Annotated in this window: 14 protein-coding genes; 6 read left to right on the top strand and 8 right to left on the bottom strand. The window is 43.9% G+C overall.

Annotated elements, in window-relative coordinates; all coding sequences use genetic code 11:
- Nucleotides 1-262: 262 nt before the first annotated feature.
- A complete protein-coding gene (locus tag C5O19_RS24310) occupies nucleotides 263-721 on the bottom strand; it encodes a hypothetical protein (protein WP_104715954.1) in 459 nt (152 codons plus the stop codon).
- A gap of 100 nt (nucleotides 722-821) precedes the next feature.
- Here C5O19_RS24310 and C5O19_RS26570 point away from each other — a divergent pair, with 100 nt between their 5' ends.
- The 3 genes from C5O19_RS26570 (at nucleotide 822) to C5O19_RS24295 (ending at nucleotide 3,215) form a co-directional block, all read left to right on the top strand.
- Complete coding sequence (locus tag C5O19_RS26570) at nucleotides 822-1,040, top strand: DUF6088 family protein (RefSeq protein WP_394341807.1); 219 nt, start codon at nucleotides 822-824, stop codon at nucleotides 1,038-1,040.
- Between the two features lie 65 nt (nucleotides 1,041-1,105).
- A complete protein-coding gene (gene rhuM / locus C5O19_RS24300; protein WP_104715953.1) occupies nucleotides 1,106-2,077 on the top strand; it encodes a RhuM family protein in 972 nt (323 codons plus the stop codon).
- 715 nt (nucleotides 2,078-2,792) lie between these two features.
- Nucleotides 2,793-3,215, top strand: a complete 423-nt coding sequence (locus C5O19_RS24295; protein WP_243406503.1) for a tail fiber domain-containing protein — start codon at nucleotides 2,793-2,795, stop codon at nucleotides 3,213-3,215.
- Nucleotides 3,216-3,581: 366 nt separating this feature from the next.
- Here the strand turns inward: C5O19_RS24295 and C5O19_RS24290 are convergent, their stop codons facing one another.
- Nucleotides 3,582-4,730 carry an acyltransferase family protein gene (locus C5O19_RS24290; protein ID WP_104715951.1) on the bottom strand — a complete coding sequence of 383 codons (1,149 nt, stop codon included), beginning with the start codon at nucleotides 4,728-4,730 and terminating at the stop codon, nucleotides 3,582-3,584.
- Nucleotides 4,731-5,427: 697 nt separating this feature from the next.
- Here C5O19_RS24290 and C5O19_RS26565 point away from each other — a divergent pair.
- The gene (locus C5O19_RS26565) at nucleotides 5,428-5,742 is read left to right on the top strand and encodes an NAD(P)H-binding protein (RefSeq protein WP_104715950.1); all 315 of its coding nucleotides are present in this window, start codon (nucleotides 5,428-5,430) and stop codon (nucleotides 5,740-5,742) included.
- A gap of 321 nt (nucleotides 5,743-6,063) precedes the next feature.
- On the opposite strand, the gene C5O19_RS24280 is transcribed toward C5O19_RS26565, so the two are convergent.
- The 4 genes from C5O19_RS24280 to C5O19_RS24255 all read right to left on the bottom strand — a co-directional run bounded on the left by C5O19_RS24280 (nucleotide 6,064) and on the right by C5O19_RS24255 (nucleotide 10,578).
- Entirely contained in the window at nucleotides 6,064-6,363 is a 300-nt protein-coding gene (locus tag C5O19_RS24280) for a hypothetical protein (RefSeq protein ID WP_104715949.1), read from the bottom strand.
- A 916-nt stretch (nucleotides 6,364-7,279) separates the two neighbouring features.
- Entirely contained in the window at nucleotides 7,280-7,684 is a 405-nt protein-coding gene (locus C5O19_RS24270) for a VOC family protein (protein WP_104715947.1), read from the bottom strand.
- A gap of 632 nt (nucleotides 7,685-8,316) precedes the next feature.
- Complete coding sequence (gene bla / locus C5O19_RS24260; protein WP_207766539.1) at nucleotides 8,317-9,216, bottom strand: class A beta-lactamase, subclass A2; 900 nt, start codon at nucleotides 9,214-9,216, stop codon at nucleotides 8,317-8,319.
- A 165-nt stretch (nucleotides 9,217-9,381) separates the two neighbouring features.
- Nucleotides 9,382-10,578 (bottom strand): serine hydrolase domain-containing protein, encoded by a 1,197-nt coding sequence (locus C5O19_RS24255; RefSeq protein ID WP_104715970.1) that lies wholly within the window; start codon nucleotides 10,576-10,578, stop codon nucleotides 9,382-9,384.
- A 269-nt stretch (nucleotides 10,579-10,847) separates the two neighbouring features.
- Between C5O19_RS24255 and C5O19_RS24250 the strand changes: the two genes are divergently transcribed.
- Nucleotides 10,848-11,924, top strand: a complete 1,077-nt coding sequence (locus C5O19_RS24250; RefSeq protein ID WP_104715944.1) for a sensor histidine kinase — start codon at nucleotides 10,848-10,850, stop codon at nucleotides 11,922-11,924.
- A gap of 4 nt (nucleotides 11,925-11,928) precedes the next feature.
- Complete coding sequence (locus C5O19_RS24245; RefSeq protein WP_104715943.1) at nucleotides 11,929-12,639, top strand: LytR/AlgR family response regulator transcription factor; 711 nt, start codon at nucleotides 11,929-11,931, stop codon at nucleotides 12,637-12,639.
- A 98-nt stretch (nucleotides 12,640-12,737) separates the two neighbouring features.
- Here the strand turns inward: C5O19_RS24245 and C5O19_RS24240 are convergent, their stop codons facing one another.
- Nucleotides 12,738-12,986: a hypothetical protein gene (locus tag C5O19_RS24240; RefSeq protein ID WP_104715942.1), complete on the bottom strand. Its 249-nt coding sequence runs from the start codon at nucleotides 12,984-12,986 to the stop codon at nucleotides 12,738-12,740.
- Nucleotides 12,987-13,758: 772 nt separating this feature from the next.
- The gene (locus C5O19_RS24235; protein ID WP_104715941.1) at nucleotides 13,759-14,685 is read right to left on the bottom strand and encodes a hypothetical protein; all 927 of its coding nucleotides are present in this window, start codon (nucleotides 14,683-14,685) and stop codon (nucleotides 13,759-13,761) included.
- Nucleotides 14,686-14,732: the final 47 nt, after the last annotated feature.

Here is a 14,732-nt window from a genome sequence, read left to right as displayed (position 1 = left end):
TAGATCCGTTTCAGGGAAGTCAAATACCTGATGAAAGGTGGTATCTCCAAGGTTAAAGTTAGCTACCCAGCTCCCGCCATCGGTGGTATAAAACCTAATAACAAATCCTTCGCTGTAAAGACTCAAAAATGGATGGTCTGTGGGACTCACAGGTATATACATGGGGCCATACGGTGGAAGGCTCTCCAGGATTTCGTATCGTTTCTCCAATAGGTTATTACCTTAAACTGTTCTATAATCAGTTCTATGTTGAGTTAATAGATTATTTAGTTTCCAAGTTGAGCACCCAAGGTAAAAGAACTTCAAGCTCGACTTCAACTAAAGAAGCTTCACTTTTGCCGTCGGATGACTTCCAGAAACCAATTTTGACTCGTTCATCCAGGGGCGTCAAGTTGAGTTGATAGCCTCCCATAGGTAAAGCAAAAGCACTGCTTTCTCCCCTTATGATCTTACCTGCAAAATGAAAGCAACTCATATAGATACGCAGCCCATTATCTAATTCTCCATATTCTGACACATCCGATTCTTTATGGTAATCAATACCAACGGACTCAAAAAAACTGATTACCTCTAGCGGATAAATCGTCTCCCGTTGAAGTAGGAAATTTTGGCAATAGGTACAGCCACATTCTTGGACGGCACTACCCTTAATCGCCTTGTAGGCTTTCTCTGTAGTTTGTTTATCCACTTCAAACGCCCATTCTCTGAACTCAATAGTCATTTTGCATTTGTTAGATAGTCAAGCCTTCTGTTAATCGACTAGCCAATATATTCGCGAAAGGCTGCCTGAAGCGGTCAAAGTCTTGGCTTAACAGGCATCAATCAGGTTTAAAAAGACAACGCCGAAAAATCTGCTTGCAAGAGGTAAGATAAGCAGGCTGGTGATCCAAGCCTTAAAGGAAATAGGGAATGGCAAAGTAAGCCAGGAGGAAGAAGGGAAGATCATCGAGTTGCTTAAAAGGGAAGACCCTTCCAATTTGAGACATGACATTACCTTAGCTCCCGAATGGGTTCGAAAGGTAATGAGAAAGGCTTTGTAACGTGAATACTTGCCGACTATTTTGCTTAAATATAATCCTATGTCAAAAGTAAGGATTTAGACGAGATGGAAAACCAAATTGAAATTTATCAAACTAGTGATGGAAACACTCAGATTGAAGTAAAGTTTGAGCAAGACACGGTATGGCTGACCAATAATCAGTTAGTTGAAGTGTTTGATTCCAGTAAGGCTAATATTAGTGAGCACATTCGCCATATCTTTTCATCTGGAGAACTGAACGAGGGAGCAACTGTTCGGAAATTCCGAACAGTTCAAAAAGAGGGACAACGACTGGTTGAACGTGATCGGGTTCATTACAATTTAGATGTCATTATCGCGGTAGGCTATCGGGTTAATTCCAAACAAGGTACAAAATTCCGCCAGTGGGCTACGCAGCGCCTAAAGGATTATCTTATACAGGGATATGCTATCAACGAGAAACGGCTGGCACAAAAGCAGCAGGAAATACAAACCTTAAAAGATGGCATTCGCATTATAAGTCGGGCGATCGAAAGCCAAAGCAGGGCCGAAGACTTAAATTGGCTGGGCTGGTATGCAGCCGGACTGGAATTACTGGATGACTATGATCACGAACGACTGGACGAAACAGGACTTACCAAACGACAGGCGGTGTATCCCGACCCGGAGGATTATTATCGCCTGATTGATGCCATGAGGACTGAGTTTGAATCAGCGATATTTGGTCGGGAAAAAGATCAGGGATTTGAAAGTGCGACGCGACAGATTGCCCAAGGGTTTGGCGGGGAAGATTTTTATCCATCTATTGAAGAAAAAGCTGCCACCTTACTGTATCTGGTCATAAAAAATCATGCATTTGTTGACGGGAACAAGCGAATCGCTGCGGCTTGTTTTCTGCTTTTCCTGAAAACAAATGGGATCATCCAAAATGACAAAGGAGCCCCGCTCATTAGCAATGAAGCCTTAGCTAGCCTCACTTTGTTTATCGCTTCCAGCAAACCGGAGGAAATGGATACCGTAAAAAAGCTGGTCATTAGCGTCCTCAACCGAAACCAGTAGGGACGCTAATTTGACTATTTCTAATGGGGCTATTTTGTAATTCTTTATTAGCGTTCCAGGCTGTTAAAGCCTTTAACGACCTTTCCTTTCGCCAAATCCAGCTTATGTAGTCTATCGAACCTAGGCCGTTCGTATTCCATCCAGCTCCTATCCCATCCTGACCCGGCAGGGCAAAGCTATCGGTAGTTTAGCTCTCTACTTTCCCTACGCCCATCAGGCTACGGCCCAAGAAGAAGCCCTAGCTGGAGCTATCACCCAGGCAGCGGTCATCATCCTTTCCCAGGATACCCAAACACTCGAACATACTCGTGCCGAAGAAGCGTTACGCAAAAGCGAAGCCGAGTTTCGGATTATAACGGAAGCCGCTCCAGCGCTGGTCTGGGTCTGTTCAGCGTTGGGTGAAATAAATGTTTTCACCCAACGCTGGTATGACTATACGGGCCAGACCTATGAGCAGACCAGGGGGAATGGATGGACGACGAGGATGCATCCCGATGATGCGGCTCGTATTTATGCCCCACTGGCAACGCTGCCAGCAAACAGGTGGATCCTATGAGGAGGTGCGATACCAACGCTACGATGGCATCTATCGCTGGCACATCTTCCGTGCCTTACCTCGTCGCAACTCAGCCGGACAAATTGAGGCTTGGTACGGCCTAAATATTGACACTGATGATGCCAAACAAGCACAGGAAGGACTCCTGGCGGCTACCAGTTGTTTACAAATGCCAATGCATCGATGGGCGTACAGGTGCTGCCCAACGGCAATGCTTGGCAAACCATCTCCGATTCGACCCGTAAGGAAAACTTCCGTGCGGCTGGTGGAGCTTCATTCCTTAAGAAAATCAGCCAGATGCGGCTCGGTTCCTGGAACTACAAAGGTCAAGATGTAAAACAGTACCGTCACTACGGTCCTATGGCTCAGGATTTCTACGCGGCTTTTGGTAAAGACGAGTTAGGGACTATCGGAGAAGATAAGTCGATTAATCAAGCGGATTTTGATGGCGTCAACCTAATTGCCATCAAAGCACTCATTGAGAAGGTGGAAAAGCTGGAAGTCGCCGTCAAAGATCTCCAACAAGAGAACGCTTCCTTAAGCAATCAGAACGCTACACTTGAATTCCAAAAAGTACGCTAAAGAGTGAAACAGCTTCCTTAAAAGCAGACATTGATTGGATTAAAAAGCAACTCGGTGGTTTAGCTCAAAAATAACTCCTACACAACTAATGAAGAAGCCTACTCACTGTCACGGGTAGGCTTTCTTGTAATTGGTCGTCACAGTGGACTATATAGCTAAGTCATTTTTGCTCGACCGATGGACTAATTTGCCTCCTGAAAGCCCATTTATACCTAAATCTGCCCCTGAAAAGGCTTCCAGCTATCTGACTTAGCTATCTAATGAATATTGGGCCTTTACAAAGAGGGCTTGAGCGAGAAGATAGAAAAATGCCGAGTTTTCGGGTAGGTGCTTGCGTGCGAGTCCATAAGTCCCTAAGCTAGTGCTTTATAAGATCGTCTGTGCAGCAGGTAGTTTTAAAGCCAGCCTTCCTATTGAAAAAGAGCCTATAATAGCTAGCGGAGCTACAATCAAAAGCTTCATTACGGGCTCCATAGGAATTTCAGCAAATAGCAGGGACAATACAATGACAACGAGGGGATGCAAAATATACGTACTATAGGTACTACGAGCGAGCATGTTTAAGAAAGTACTCTTTACATTCCAATGGTACTTGCTATAACTTAATAGAGCTACGCACATGGAAAGCCCGGTGATCTGTTCCCATAAACATAACACTAATGATTGTTCGTTAAATCCACCGTTAAAGTTGGACATTGACAAGCCTAGTTTCGTAGTCACGACAAATAGCAAAGGAAAAACAATGACAATACCTACCAGGGCTATTCTAAAGAATTGCTTCCCGGTTCGGGGTGAGAGCTGATCTAACCATTGGTTCTGTTGAGCTACGATACCTACTACAAATAAGGCCACATATTGCGGGAAGTAACAAAGCTGAAAGCCAACGGGGCTGAGTACCCAGCCCACAGGAAAGACTAACCGAACGATGAAACTGATCAAGCCCACACTGACAGCAAACCAAAGAATGTGTATTCCAGAAGGTAGCTTCCTCGTGTACTGCAGCGAGAACCGAAGTCGAAACAAGACATACATCACATTAAACAGTAGCAAAGCAGCCACAAACCACAATACACCCGGATCGATCCAATTATCATAACCTGCTATAAACTGGAGAAACGTGGCCTGCTGATGGTGCCCGTAACGATACACGAGAAAATTCATCACCGGCGAAAGAAGAAGCGAATAGAAAACCAAAGGAATACCTAAACGCTTCAGGCGATCCAACACAAACTTTTGGGCTCCTTTCCTTTGGTAAGAGGGTTCAATAAAGTAGGAAGAAAGCAGAAAGAATAGACCCATGAAAAAGGATTGGTTCGTAGCGACAAATAGGGCCAGTCCCACTTTGGCCCAAACCTGAGTAGTCGGCTGCTGGTAATACCACCCGCCAGGAGCACCATAGGTAATGGCAATATGGTGCAGAATGACTAGGGCCGTTAGAAGTATCTTGTCGTAATCCAGGTAATAAATTTTTGACGGAATCTTCCCTACCGATAGTGAAGTAGAATCTGATGGCATAAAACGAGAAAATAGATTAGGTCTCTGAATGTTTTAATTACATAAGCCTTAGGCTCTAACACGTCCACAATATTGCCATAAAGAGTCATAATAATCGCTTTTACAATTCCGTACTTCGGGGATTTGTCTTACTTCAGCTCTAGTTAGATGAGATACTACTTTCGCGTAGGGCTGTTAGCCTGAAGATGCAGAACGCCTCCATAAGCGTCAATACAATTAACGGGAACTCTATACTGCTTTAATAGTCTGATTACAAGCAGAAAACACTGTAAATGACCTTCCAGGTAGAAAAATAATCTGTCCATCGGCAAACCGTTCCTTTATCCGAATACGTACTTATCTATTGCCAATAAACCGGCAATTTTACATCACTGAATCGGTCAGAAGAGTGGCGGCTTTGACGACCGATGACGTCTACTAAGGCCTACCTACGACGGTAGATAGGTCTTTATAAAGCCCATCTGCGACGGCAGATGGGCTTTTTGATTAAGCGAATACACTAACCGTTACCCATGAACGAAGCGAATAGCCCTTGGCTCTAGTAGTCCCATTAGACCTTCGCTACCCTATGATAGGTTACAAGAAAGAGAGCTTGCTGCTATTAAAAATGAGTTTACCACTGGCCCAATAGCTTAGTAGAAATCAAAGTTATCTTCACGTGTATTAATACAAGTGTTCCTCCCCTCCACCTTTTCGTATGAAAATATTACTACTAGGAGCCACTGATCGAACCGGGAGAGAAGTCCTTAGACAAATTCTGGACGCAGGAATTTGGGTCAATGTGGTGGTGAGGAAGCAACGAAAATTAAAGCTGATTCATTCTACTCTTATCGTATTTGAAAGTGAAGTTCTTGATCCGGAAGTTCTTAGGAATGCGATGCAAGGTTGTGACGCTGTACTAAGTACCCTTAATATTTCAAGATACTCTGACTTTCCCTGGAGTTCTTTGCGAACCCTGAGACTTTCTTATCTAACACCCTTCAAAAGGTTCTTACGATTGCGGCTGACTTAAACTAATTGTCATTAGTGCATAGGGCGTCCATGAAACTCGGCAAGACATTACGTTTTGGTACCGCTGCTGGTTGATTGATCGAAGTAATATCGGTGCTTTAGAAGGCTATCTGCGAGTAAGTGGAAGGGGGGAGAAGCGTTCGGAAAACGTATCAAGGTTAGGGAGACATCGTCTGGCGTCATCGTTTACGGCAGAGAAGATTTTGTTTGACGAATACTTGCGTCACTTCTGAGGTATTCCAAAGCAACCTTCTAGACGAAAAAAGCCCGGCATTCGCCGAGCTTCCTTCGTTTTCTCATCTTCGTGCTGGTACTACTCAGGTTAAAGTTGATCCTCTTCAGAGGCTTGGCCTTTTTCTAGGCCCTGTATCTGTAAATAGGCGTTCAAATAATTCCGTAGGTGGATGATTTGAGGCGTTTCTAGATGTGCTACGATTTCACCACTGGTTTCGTCTTCATCTTCCCGGTTCACGATAAGGCTTAAGGTCAATCCGGCATCAGTAGACAATTCAAAGTCTTCTACTTGAATCTCTACAAAGTCCACTTCACTGGGCACCCCTTCGAGGCCGGGTTCAAAAATAGTCAAGGAGCCTGCATCACAGGCCAGATTTAAACGTCCCATTGAGGTATTGTTTAGTTATACACTCTCAAAGATAGAGCTAGATAAACCCGACTCTACTAAGCTTGGTTGCTCTTCTGAAATGCTTCAATTCAATATTGCTTTCATAAAAGATTTATCTATAGGGCCTTTCGGGTGTCACAAAGACTAGTAAGACATTCCATTCTCAGTCAAGTAAAAAAGTTTATAAGTATCAGAGCTAGAACCTACGTAATGCTTTTCCTGGGAGCGGATATTTTCCCGCGATAAGCCCCTAGAGTCGCTAACGGCCTACGAAAATGTGTTAGCATTAATTGAATCGGCTACGAGCCGCCTTATAGCAAAAAGAGGCTAACCTATTACGAGCTTTTGTTAGCTGGTGATGGATTCTTATGCCGTTTCGGAAGTAATGTTCAGGAGGGTGTACGTTGTATAATCAACCGTTATACAACGTACACCCTCCTGAACATTACTAGTAAAACGTACCTAAAAAGACAGTTCAGTCGGCCTCTTTCTCCCAGTTCGTTTGCTAAAAGCCCTTTCTACTAGCTAGTTCCGTAGGCTACGATTTTGCAACTCCTTCCAAAGGGCCTTACGCTTTTTGGTATAATCCATCAAGGTCGGAATTATCGCCCAACTGGTCACGGCTACCAAGTAGGATTCCAGTACAAAAGCCAACCCAGCAATTATGGCTACCAGTAGGATCATAAGAAGACTTATTTGTTGCATTTTAGCTTTTCGGGTCAATAACTGATCATTAGAACGCTGCTGGAGGCTAGCTGGGTTGTACGAGCAGGAAGTAAGAATCGAGGTCATCGTTTCATTCGTTTGAACCTCAAATTAATACACTTTCTAATGCGGTTAACCAGGCAAAGGGATGAGAGGTCTTCTGATGGGCTAACGGGAGCCCTTAGCAAACGACTTGGCCTCTTCCCTATCTTCATTTGAGGCTTGTTTGCTTGGGTTCAAGCAGATCCCAGCGGTTGCCGTATACATCTTCAAAAACAGCAACCTTGCCGTAATTTTCCTCTTTCGGGGGCCTAATGAACCGGATACCCGCTTGCTGGAATGCCCGATAATCCCTTTCGAAATCATCCGTGTAGAGGAAGAGAAACACGCGTCCCCCGGTTTGATTGCCAATACGGCTTTCCTGAGTGGTACCGTCTGCTTTGGCTAGCAGTAGAGCACAGGAACCATCGCCTTTGGGAGCTACAATCACCCAGCGTTTGGTCTCGCTTAGCTTCGTATCTTCCAGTAAGGTGAAGCCTAGCTTACGCGTGTAAAAGTCAATGGCCTCATCGTAATCGCGGACCACTAGTGTCAGGTGAGCAATGCGTTGGTTCATACCAGAGGAGTCATAAACGTATCAAGCTACCGGAGAGTATCTACTAACACGTACCCTTTCATAGTAGAAAGAGTACTGGCAGCCGTATTTATTGACACGGTTGCCAGGAAGCTGATTCACTAACAATTAAAGGACGAGACCGATGTTCATTGGACAGTATTCAATAGCCTCCGCATTTTCTCGTTTCTCTCGTACAGGATCGTAATGATACGTCAAATAGAAGATAGTATCGGTCTTTTTGAATTCGTCTGGAAGATCAAGCACTGCGGCTCCATACACCACATTACCCCTTTCGGGATATGGATTAGGCATGCCCGGCTGAGGTTCTAGAAAGTCAACGATTGAAGCCCTGACCGGGCAATAAGGTAGCTTATACTGAACAGCCACACACCTACTGGGCCCGAGAACTTCCGCTTTATCTTTTGAACAGGTGATTAGAGTAAAGGCTAGCAAACCGACGAACCAAACGGAAGTTCTCATAGGTACAGAGTGATTGGTTAGCGTATAGACCCTAAAGTTGCTTTAAATGTTGGAATGACCCTTTTAAAGCAACACCGCTAGGTACAGGCTTTGAAAGCCTGTACCTAGCGGTCAGAGTGATTTTCCTAGAAAAGCTGTACTTGCCCTGACCCCTACTTCGATTTAGCAAAATGATCATAGGCCAACTTAGCAATGTCAGCTATGATTTGTTCATTTTTGTCAATGCCTTCCGTTGAGTTCGCTACGAATACACTAATGGCGATGTGTTTGCCGTTGGGTAAGGCAATAAAGCCGACATCATTAACCGCACCCATCATTCCTTCCTTGTTCGTACCCGAGGTGCCCGTCTTGTGAGTCACTAAGGTACCCGCAGGCAGTAATTTCTTGAGTCGATTTTCACCCGTAACCGTTCCGGTCATTACTTTCCATAAGAAATCATGACTACCCTTCGAAAGAATTTTTTGCTGATAAAATAACTTCAGTAGATCGAGCATCGCCGCCGGTGTGGTCCAGTTGGTATACTGAACGTCCCAGTTTCCCTTCGCCTGCATGGTTTCTTCTGTCTCTCGAATAGCCACTTCTTTAATACCCAACTGGTGAATAAAGGTATTGACGTTCGTAGGGCCACCCAGCAGCCTAAAGAGGTAATCGCAGGCACTGCCGTCGCTCTCAGCGACCATATAGCGGATGATCTCAGACAAGGGCAGATCTATATCAGCGTTCGGATGATCTTCTCCCATCGGACTGTGCAAACCGGGTACGATGTCACTCTTTTTCACGTGCATCTTTTGATCAAGTTTGAACCGTCCTTTATCGACTTCCTTGAGTACAGTTAACGCCACATGAAACTTATACACACTCTGCATCGGCAAGTGTGTATCGCCATTGAGGAATACGGTCTGCTTGGTATTAAAATCGTAGATACCCACCCCAACGGTTGCTTTTTTGCCTTGGAGGAGTTGTTCAATTTGGGTCTGCAAGGGCTTTACCTGGGCCTGCAGTTGTGACAGCGTAAAGAATAAGCCAAAAACTAGTAAGAAGGGGATTCGCATCAGTGTAATGAATGAAGATAGAAAATGAATGGAAAGAGAATTCGATTGAAAAGATAAATTATTTATATCTAAAATCCCTGTAAATACGATAACTAGCCGTAGATAATTAGAGGGGTGAGACTTATGGGGCAGCAGGCCTGCGTAATGCTGTCTAGCGATTCCTTCTTATCGTCTTTGTTTTTCTTTTAACGCGTAGGCATAGGTCCAAAGATCCTCGTAGATTCCGAAGTAGTACTTGAAAAGAGCTTTGTCCGTCAGCGTGGTATTGCTAAAGAGAATGACGGCTACATCTTTGGTCAAATCCGCCAGCATTTCTGTTTTTACACCGGGATCCGTACCGCCGTGGCCAATTTTTGTGGCTTTATCTTTGGTAGCCCAGAATATTCCGGAATTCAGTCTACTCAGGTCCACATTAACGGGCTTGTTTTCCGGCGTAAACTGGTAGCGTTGCATGGTCTCAACGCTCGTTTTTTGCAGGATTCGTTTACCCTGATAGGAGCCGTCGCCCAAGAGGGCAATGAAAAATTGGGACAAATCCGCTACCGAACTCCGGACACCCCCGTCAGGATACGTAGCTTCCCCGTACCAGGGAATTAATTTTAACGTATCCGTCTGGTTATCGTACAGCTTGGAATGGCTGGCCGGATCGATTTCCCGAAGAAACCAAGCGGTCTGTTTCATTCGTAAGGGCTTGAAAATCCACCGTTTGCTGTATTCATTCAAAGGCATCCCTACGGCCTGCTCTACGATATAGCCCGCTAGGGCAGCGGCTATATTGGAATATTCCCGGTAAGAGCCCGGCTTATGGTTCAAGAAGTTTTCTTTCGCGTAAAACTTCCCCTGAGGATCAAAATAGCTTTTCAAAAATTCTCCCAGTGGGGTAGGGTGATCTCCTCCGTAGAAATACGTACTGTCGTAAATGGGTGTTCGGTCGGTAATACCTGACGTATGCGTACCCAGGTTGCGGAGCGTAATCTTCTGCGTAGGATAATAAGGATTAATAACTTTGAAAGGCAGATAAGTATTAATATCCTCATCTAAAGACAGCTTTTTATCTTCGATTGCCTTCATCATACAAACGCCGGTGAACGTTTTGCTGATCGAAGCGAGGTTAATAACCGTATGCGGCGTAAAAGGTGTCTTTTTTTCAAGATCGGCATATCCATAGCCCTTCATCCATACTACTTTTCTGTGAATGATGATGGCAGCAGCCAGACCAACTGTCCCGGATTCCTTTCTCTTTTTTTCGAGCAGTGAATCCAACTCATGAGCCGTCCATGGAGAACTTGAAATTTGGCCCGTTCCGGGCACAAAAGACAGCAGAAAAAGTACTGAGCTGAGGATCAATCGAAAGGACTTCATGGGGTAATTCGAAGATTTCATTTCTTTTCACAGAAGCTAGCGTAGGTAGGAAACCGTTTACCTGGTGGCCATCCAACCTATTGCTGACAAAGAAAACACGGAGAGCGTATTAAAAATCGCTGTACTTATAGACGATGACTAAACGACGACGAATAACCCTCAATGGTTGATAGAAGCACACCGACGTTACTTTTCCCGCATACATCGTCGCTTATTTTCTGTTGAACGCCGAAAGCTGATTGCTATATTCGAGTAACTTACTTTTGGGCATGTCGCTACTGGATAAAATCATTGCGTATAGTTCGTCGCACCGATTGCTGAGCCATATCGTATTCTGGCTGTTAGTTGCTGTTATCTTCCTCAATCGTTACGATATCGAGGAGTTTGAGGAGCTTGATAAAATTCTTTATCGGCATTGTTACTACATAACGGTTACCATGATTGCCTCCTATTTCGTAGCCTATCTTATCATTCCTCAGTTACTTAATCCGGATCGTTATTACATGATCCCTCTTTTATTCCTTGCGGGAAGCTATCTAATTTCAGTACTATCCCGGATAGCCGTCATTTATTTAGTCGAACCGTTGATTAGGACACCTCCTTTTAAGCAGGAATCTATCGGGGAGATTATGACGGATATTCCGAAGCTGGTTATGCATTATTTCGCATTGTCTTTTTCCATGGCCTGGATTTTCGCTTTTGCCAAGTTAATGAAGGATCAGTACATCGGGCAAAAGCGACGTTTAGTGTTAGAAAAGGAAAAAGCTCAGGCCGAATTATACGCCTTGAAAGCACAGCTTAATCCTCATTTTCTTTTCAATACGCTTAATAATATTTATTCCTTATCTCTGATTAATTCGCCCGTAACTTCTCAATCCATTGCAGACCTTTCCGGAATACTAGATCATGTACTGTATCGCTGCAATCAGCCATTTGTACCCATTTCCGGAGAGATTAATCTTATTAAAAATTACCTTGCTCTGGAAAAATTAAGGTATGATGAGCGGCTTCGGATCAACTTTACTCATTATATCGACCAAGATGCCCGTATTACACCGCTGATCCTGTTATCTCTGGTTGAAAATGCATTTAAGCATGGCACAAGCGATGACCTAGAAAATCCGGTAATTGATATTGCACTTGATCTCAGCGATCAAATCTTTCGTTTCAAAATTACCAATGATTTTGTAGCGGAGCCGGGCCAAACTTACGGTGATCGAATTGGACTGGCGAATATTCGGAAGCAGTTGACGTTAGTCTATAAGGATGACCATAGCCTGCTGGTTTCAGCCGAGCATAATCACTTCGACGTTACGCTACAAATCAATTTGAGGAACTATTGCTAAGCCTATGAAAGTACGATGTCTTCTGGTGGATGACGAACCCTTGGCCATCAACCTAATCAAAAACCACTTATCTCATCTGGATAGCTTTGAAGTAGTAGCCAGCTGTCCCAATGCGGTTAAAGCCCTGGAGGTACTTCGGTCAACACCCGTGGATCTTTTGTTCTTGGACATTAATATGCCTAAACTTACGGGACTGGAGTTTCTCCGAGCCTTAAAAAATCCGCCTGCCGTGATTATTACGACTGCCTATCGGGAATATGCACTGGACGGATATGACCTGGATGTAGTGGACTATTTGCTAAAACCTATCACTTTCAATCGATTCATCAACGCAATAGACCGTTACCTGAGACGTATAGCAGTGGTCAATCCGGTTGAATCCGTAGCCAGTCAGTCATTTTTGCATGTACGTGCTGCGGGTAAAATCCACCGTTTGCCCTTAGATCAGATTCTGTTCATTGAAAGTGTTAAGGATTATTTAGTCTTTCACATGCCCGATCATACCATCACGGCCAAGTACAAAATTGGGGCCATGGAATCAGAAATAAAGAGTAGGTCTTTTTTACGGGTACATCGATCGTTTATCATCAACACCGATAAGATCAGTTCTTATACCGCCAGCGAGATTCAACTGGGGAAAATCGAGATTCCGATTGGGGCAAGCTATAAGGAATACGTGTATAAATTACTGGAAAGTAGCAAGCTTAATTCTTAGCAATCGAACTAACCTTCATCAGAGTTGATAGGGGCAAGTTTCTTTTACAAATAGCGTAGTTTTAAGCGGTACTCATCAAGGATAACCGTATCGCTTCCTCATACAGAAATAAGTTCATCCTGATGAAATACGCCACTTTGCCAATTACCCTGTAAGTCATTCCAGCCACAACGAACCATTCCTTTAAATACGCGGGGACGAGGCGTCATTTCAATACTGCTAAGATCCCTCGTTTCAATGAGTTCCCGGTCCATATCCTGATCCATGCGGTTTTCTAATACTTCCCGGATTATATCCAGCTCTTTAGACCATTTTACCTTTTCGCCTACTTCGAATTTGCGTATCATAACGAGTTACGTTTATCTGTAAATCTGCTTAGACGATCTTGTAAATGCTAGCTAAAAAGGACGACCACCTTATCGCTTACGCATTCCATTTATCGAGAAAATTTATCCATTTATCGGGCAAATAATACCAAATAACGAATAGTAACAATATTTTTTAGCCTCCATGCGTGCTTTGTTAGGTAATCCGTATTCGTCCTGCCCTCTTAGAAACGGTTACCATTCAGTATTGACTCTGTTTCTGTAAAAGTAAATAACTGATATTCATTATTCCCAGCCGCTACGGGAAATGAATTAACCCCACCTTTAATACGTATAGACTTTGTCTGTTTTATACGGGCAAAATCTGTAGCTCTATTTCCGTTATGAAAAAGATTATTTATTTACTGCTTATGGCTATTGTCCTGGGAGTAATCGGCGGCTTACTCGAAAGTCATACACAAACACATGCCTCTTCACCAGGGGCCCATACCTCCCGTTAGAAGAGGTGTCATCGTTGGAAAGGATCGCGGCTGGAGTCACATACGACTTCCACGCCGTCCAAGATGCTTTGCAATAAAAAAACCGTCCGGCAAGGCCAAACGGTTTTTCAAGAATTAACCCACACCTTTAACTTAATCGGTGAATGACAAAGTTAGGGAGAGAATAGCCTGAAAACAGGATTATTCCTCCCTATTTTCATTTTATTACCATTTGTTAGTAAAAAAGAGTATTTTTTTGAATATATTTTCCTATTAACCTTCTAACTAGGGCTTTTCTTTTACAAAATTCTCCTCTAGTCCAAGCCCAGTACAACCTGATATTTTTTCTTTCCTGCTTCTCTTAACGTTAGGGTTAAAAAGTCGGTATAACTCGACATACTGAATTCCTGAAATTTTTCACCCGAGAATTCATCACTTTGCCAGCCATCCAGGCACGTTTTCATTTGCTGTATATATTCTTTGTGGACTTGCAAAGCCTGTTCTTTCGTAGGAAATTCTGCCAGAATCGTTTGATACTTCATTTTTTCCTGTTCGGTTTCCAATAAAATTTCGGAAGGCTTTCCGGGTAGAAAGGCAAAGGCGGTCTGGTAATGTTCCGTTATGCCCGCTTTCTTATCCGTACGAGTTTTCTTTCCTTTAATCCGCGAAAAATGATCTTGGTGCTGGGCTAGCAAAAAGTGAATCCGATCACAGAAACTCGCCGTTTCTGCGGGTAAGACAGATTCCGACGGAAGCAGGTATTTTCGGATCAGATAATCTCCCGTCTGGTTCGGATCGGTTGAGGAGATTCGCAACGTGTACGTACCAGACGCGGGTACTGTATATTTCAGTTTCTGGATACTAAAGCCCGGAAACTCTTCATGATCCGTTTGAGTCGTTACTTGTTTATCGGGCGTTTCCAGGGAAAAGGAAACGCGGTACCAATCCGAAGCTACTTCCAGCCGTACTTCCTCTCCGGCGTTTAGGGTCAGGGTATAGGAATCCGCGTAGCGTTTCTCAGCATCTGCTGCATCTGTTTTACTCAAAGTGCCTTTCACTACATCATACGCAAACGCCTGCCCAGCCTGCAAGGGATGAGCATCCAGAGCGGTTTGCGAAGCGGCAGGAGCCTTTACGGTTACCGTTCCTTTCTTACGGACCGGCTTACGTTTTTTTACTTGCTGAGCAAAGCTGGTAAAGGCTAGTAAGCTCAATACTAATAATAAAAAGGATTTTCTCATACACGACAGGAGAAGGGGTTTGAAACAAGAACGCAGACAGAAGCTAG

This window comes from Siphonobacter curvatus, assembly GCF_002943425.1.
GTDB lineage: Bacteria > Bacteroidota > Bacteroidia > Cytophagales > Spirosomataceae > Siphonobacter > Siphonobacter curvatus.
This window is presented reverse-complemented; position numbering and strand designations above follow the sequence as displayed.

Coding starts and splice junctions, on each gene's coding strand:
- C5O19_RS24250 (WP_104715944.1), top strand. CDS start 10,848: ATGTCGCTACTGGATAAAATCATTGCGTATAGTTCGTCGCACCGATTG.
- bla (WP_207766539.1), bottom strand. CDS start 9,216: ATGCGAATCCCCTTCTTACTAGTTTTTGGCTTATTCTTTACGCTGTCA.
- C5O19_RS24235 (WP_104715941.1), bottom strand. CDS start 14,685: ATGAGAAAATCCTTTTTATTATTAGTATTGAGCTTACTAGCCTTTACC.
- C5O19_RS24255 (WP_104715970.1), bottom strand. CDS start 10,578: ATGAAGTCCTTTCGATTGATCCTCAGCTCAGTACTTTTTCTGCTGTCT.
- C5O19_RS24280 (WP_104715949.1), bottom strand. CDS start 6,363: ATGGGACGTTTAAATCTGGCCTGTGATGCAGGCTCCTTGACTATTTTT.
- C5O19_RS24270 (WP_104715947.1), bottom strand. CDS start 7,684: ATGAACCAACGCATTGCTCACCTGACACTAGTGGTCCGCGATTACGAT.
- C5O19_RS24245 (WP_104715943.1), top strand. CDS start 11,929: ATGAAAGTACGATGTCTTCTGGTGGATGACGAACCCTTGGCCATCAAC.
- C5O19_RS24290 (WP_104715951.1), bottom strand. CDS start 4,730: ATGCCATCAGATTCTACTTCACTATCGGTAGGGAAGATTCCGTCAAAA.
- C5O19_RS24240 (WP_104715942.1), bottom strand. CDS start 12,986: ATGATACGCAAATTCGAAGTAGGCGAAAAGGTAAAATGGTCTAAAGAG.
- C5O19_RS26565 (WP_104715950.1), top strand. CDS start 5,428: ATGAAAATATTACTACTAGGAGCCACTGATCGAACCGGGAGAGAAGTC.
- C5O19_RS24310 (WP_104715954.1), bottom strand. CDS start 721: ATGACTATTGAGTTCAGAGAATGGGCGTTTGAAGTGGATAAACAAACT.
- rhuM (WP_104715953.1), top strand. CDS start 1,106: ATGGAAAACCAAATTGAAATTTATCAAACTAGTGATGGAAACACTCAG.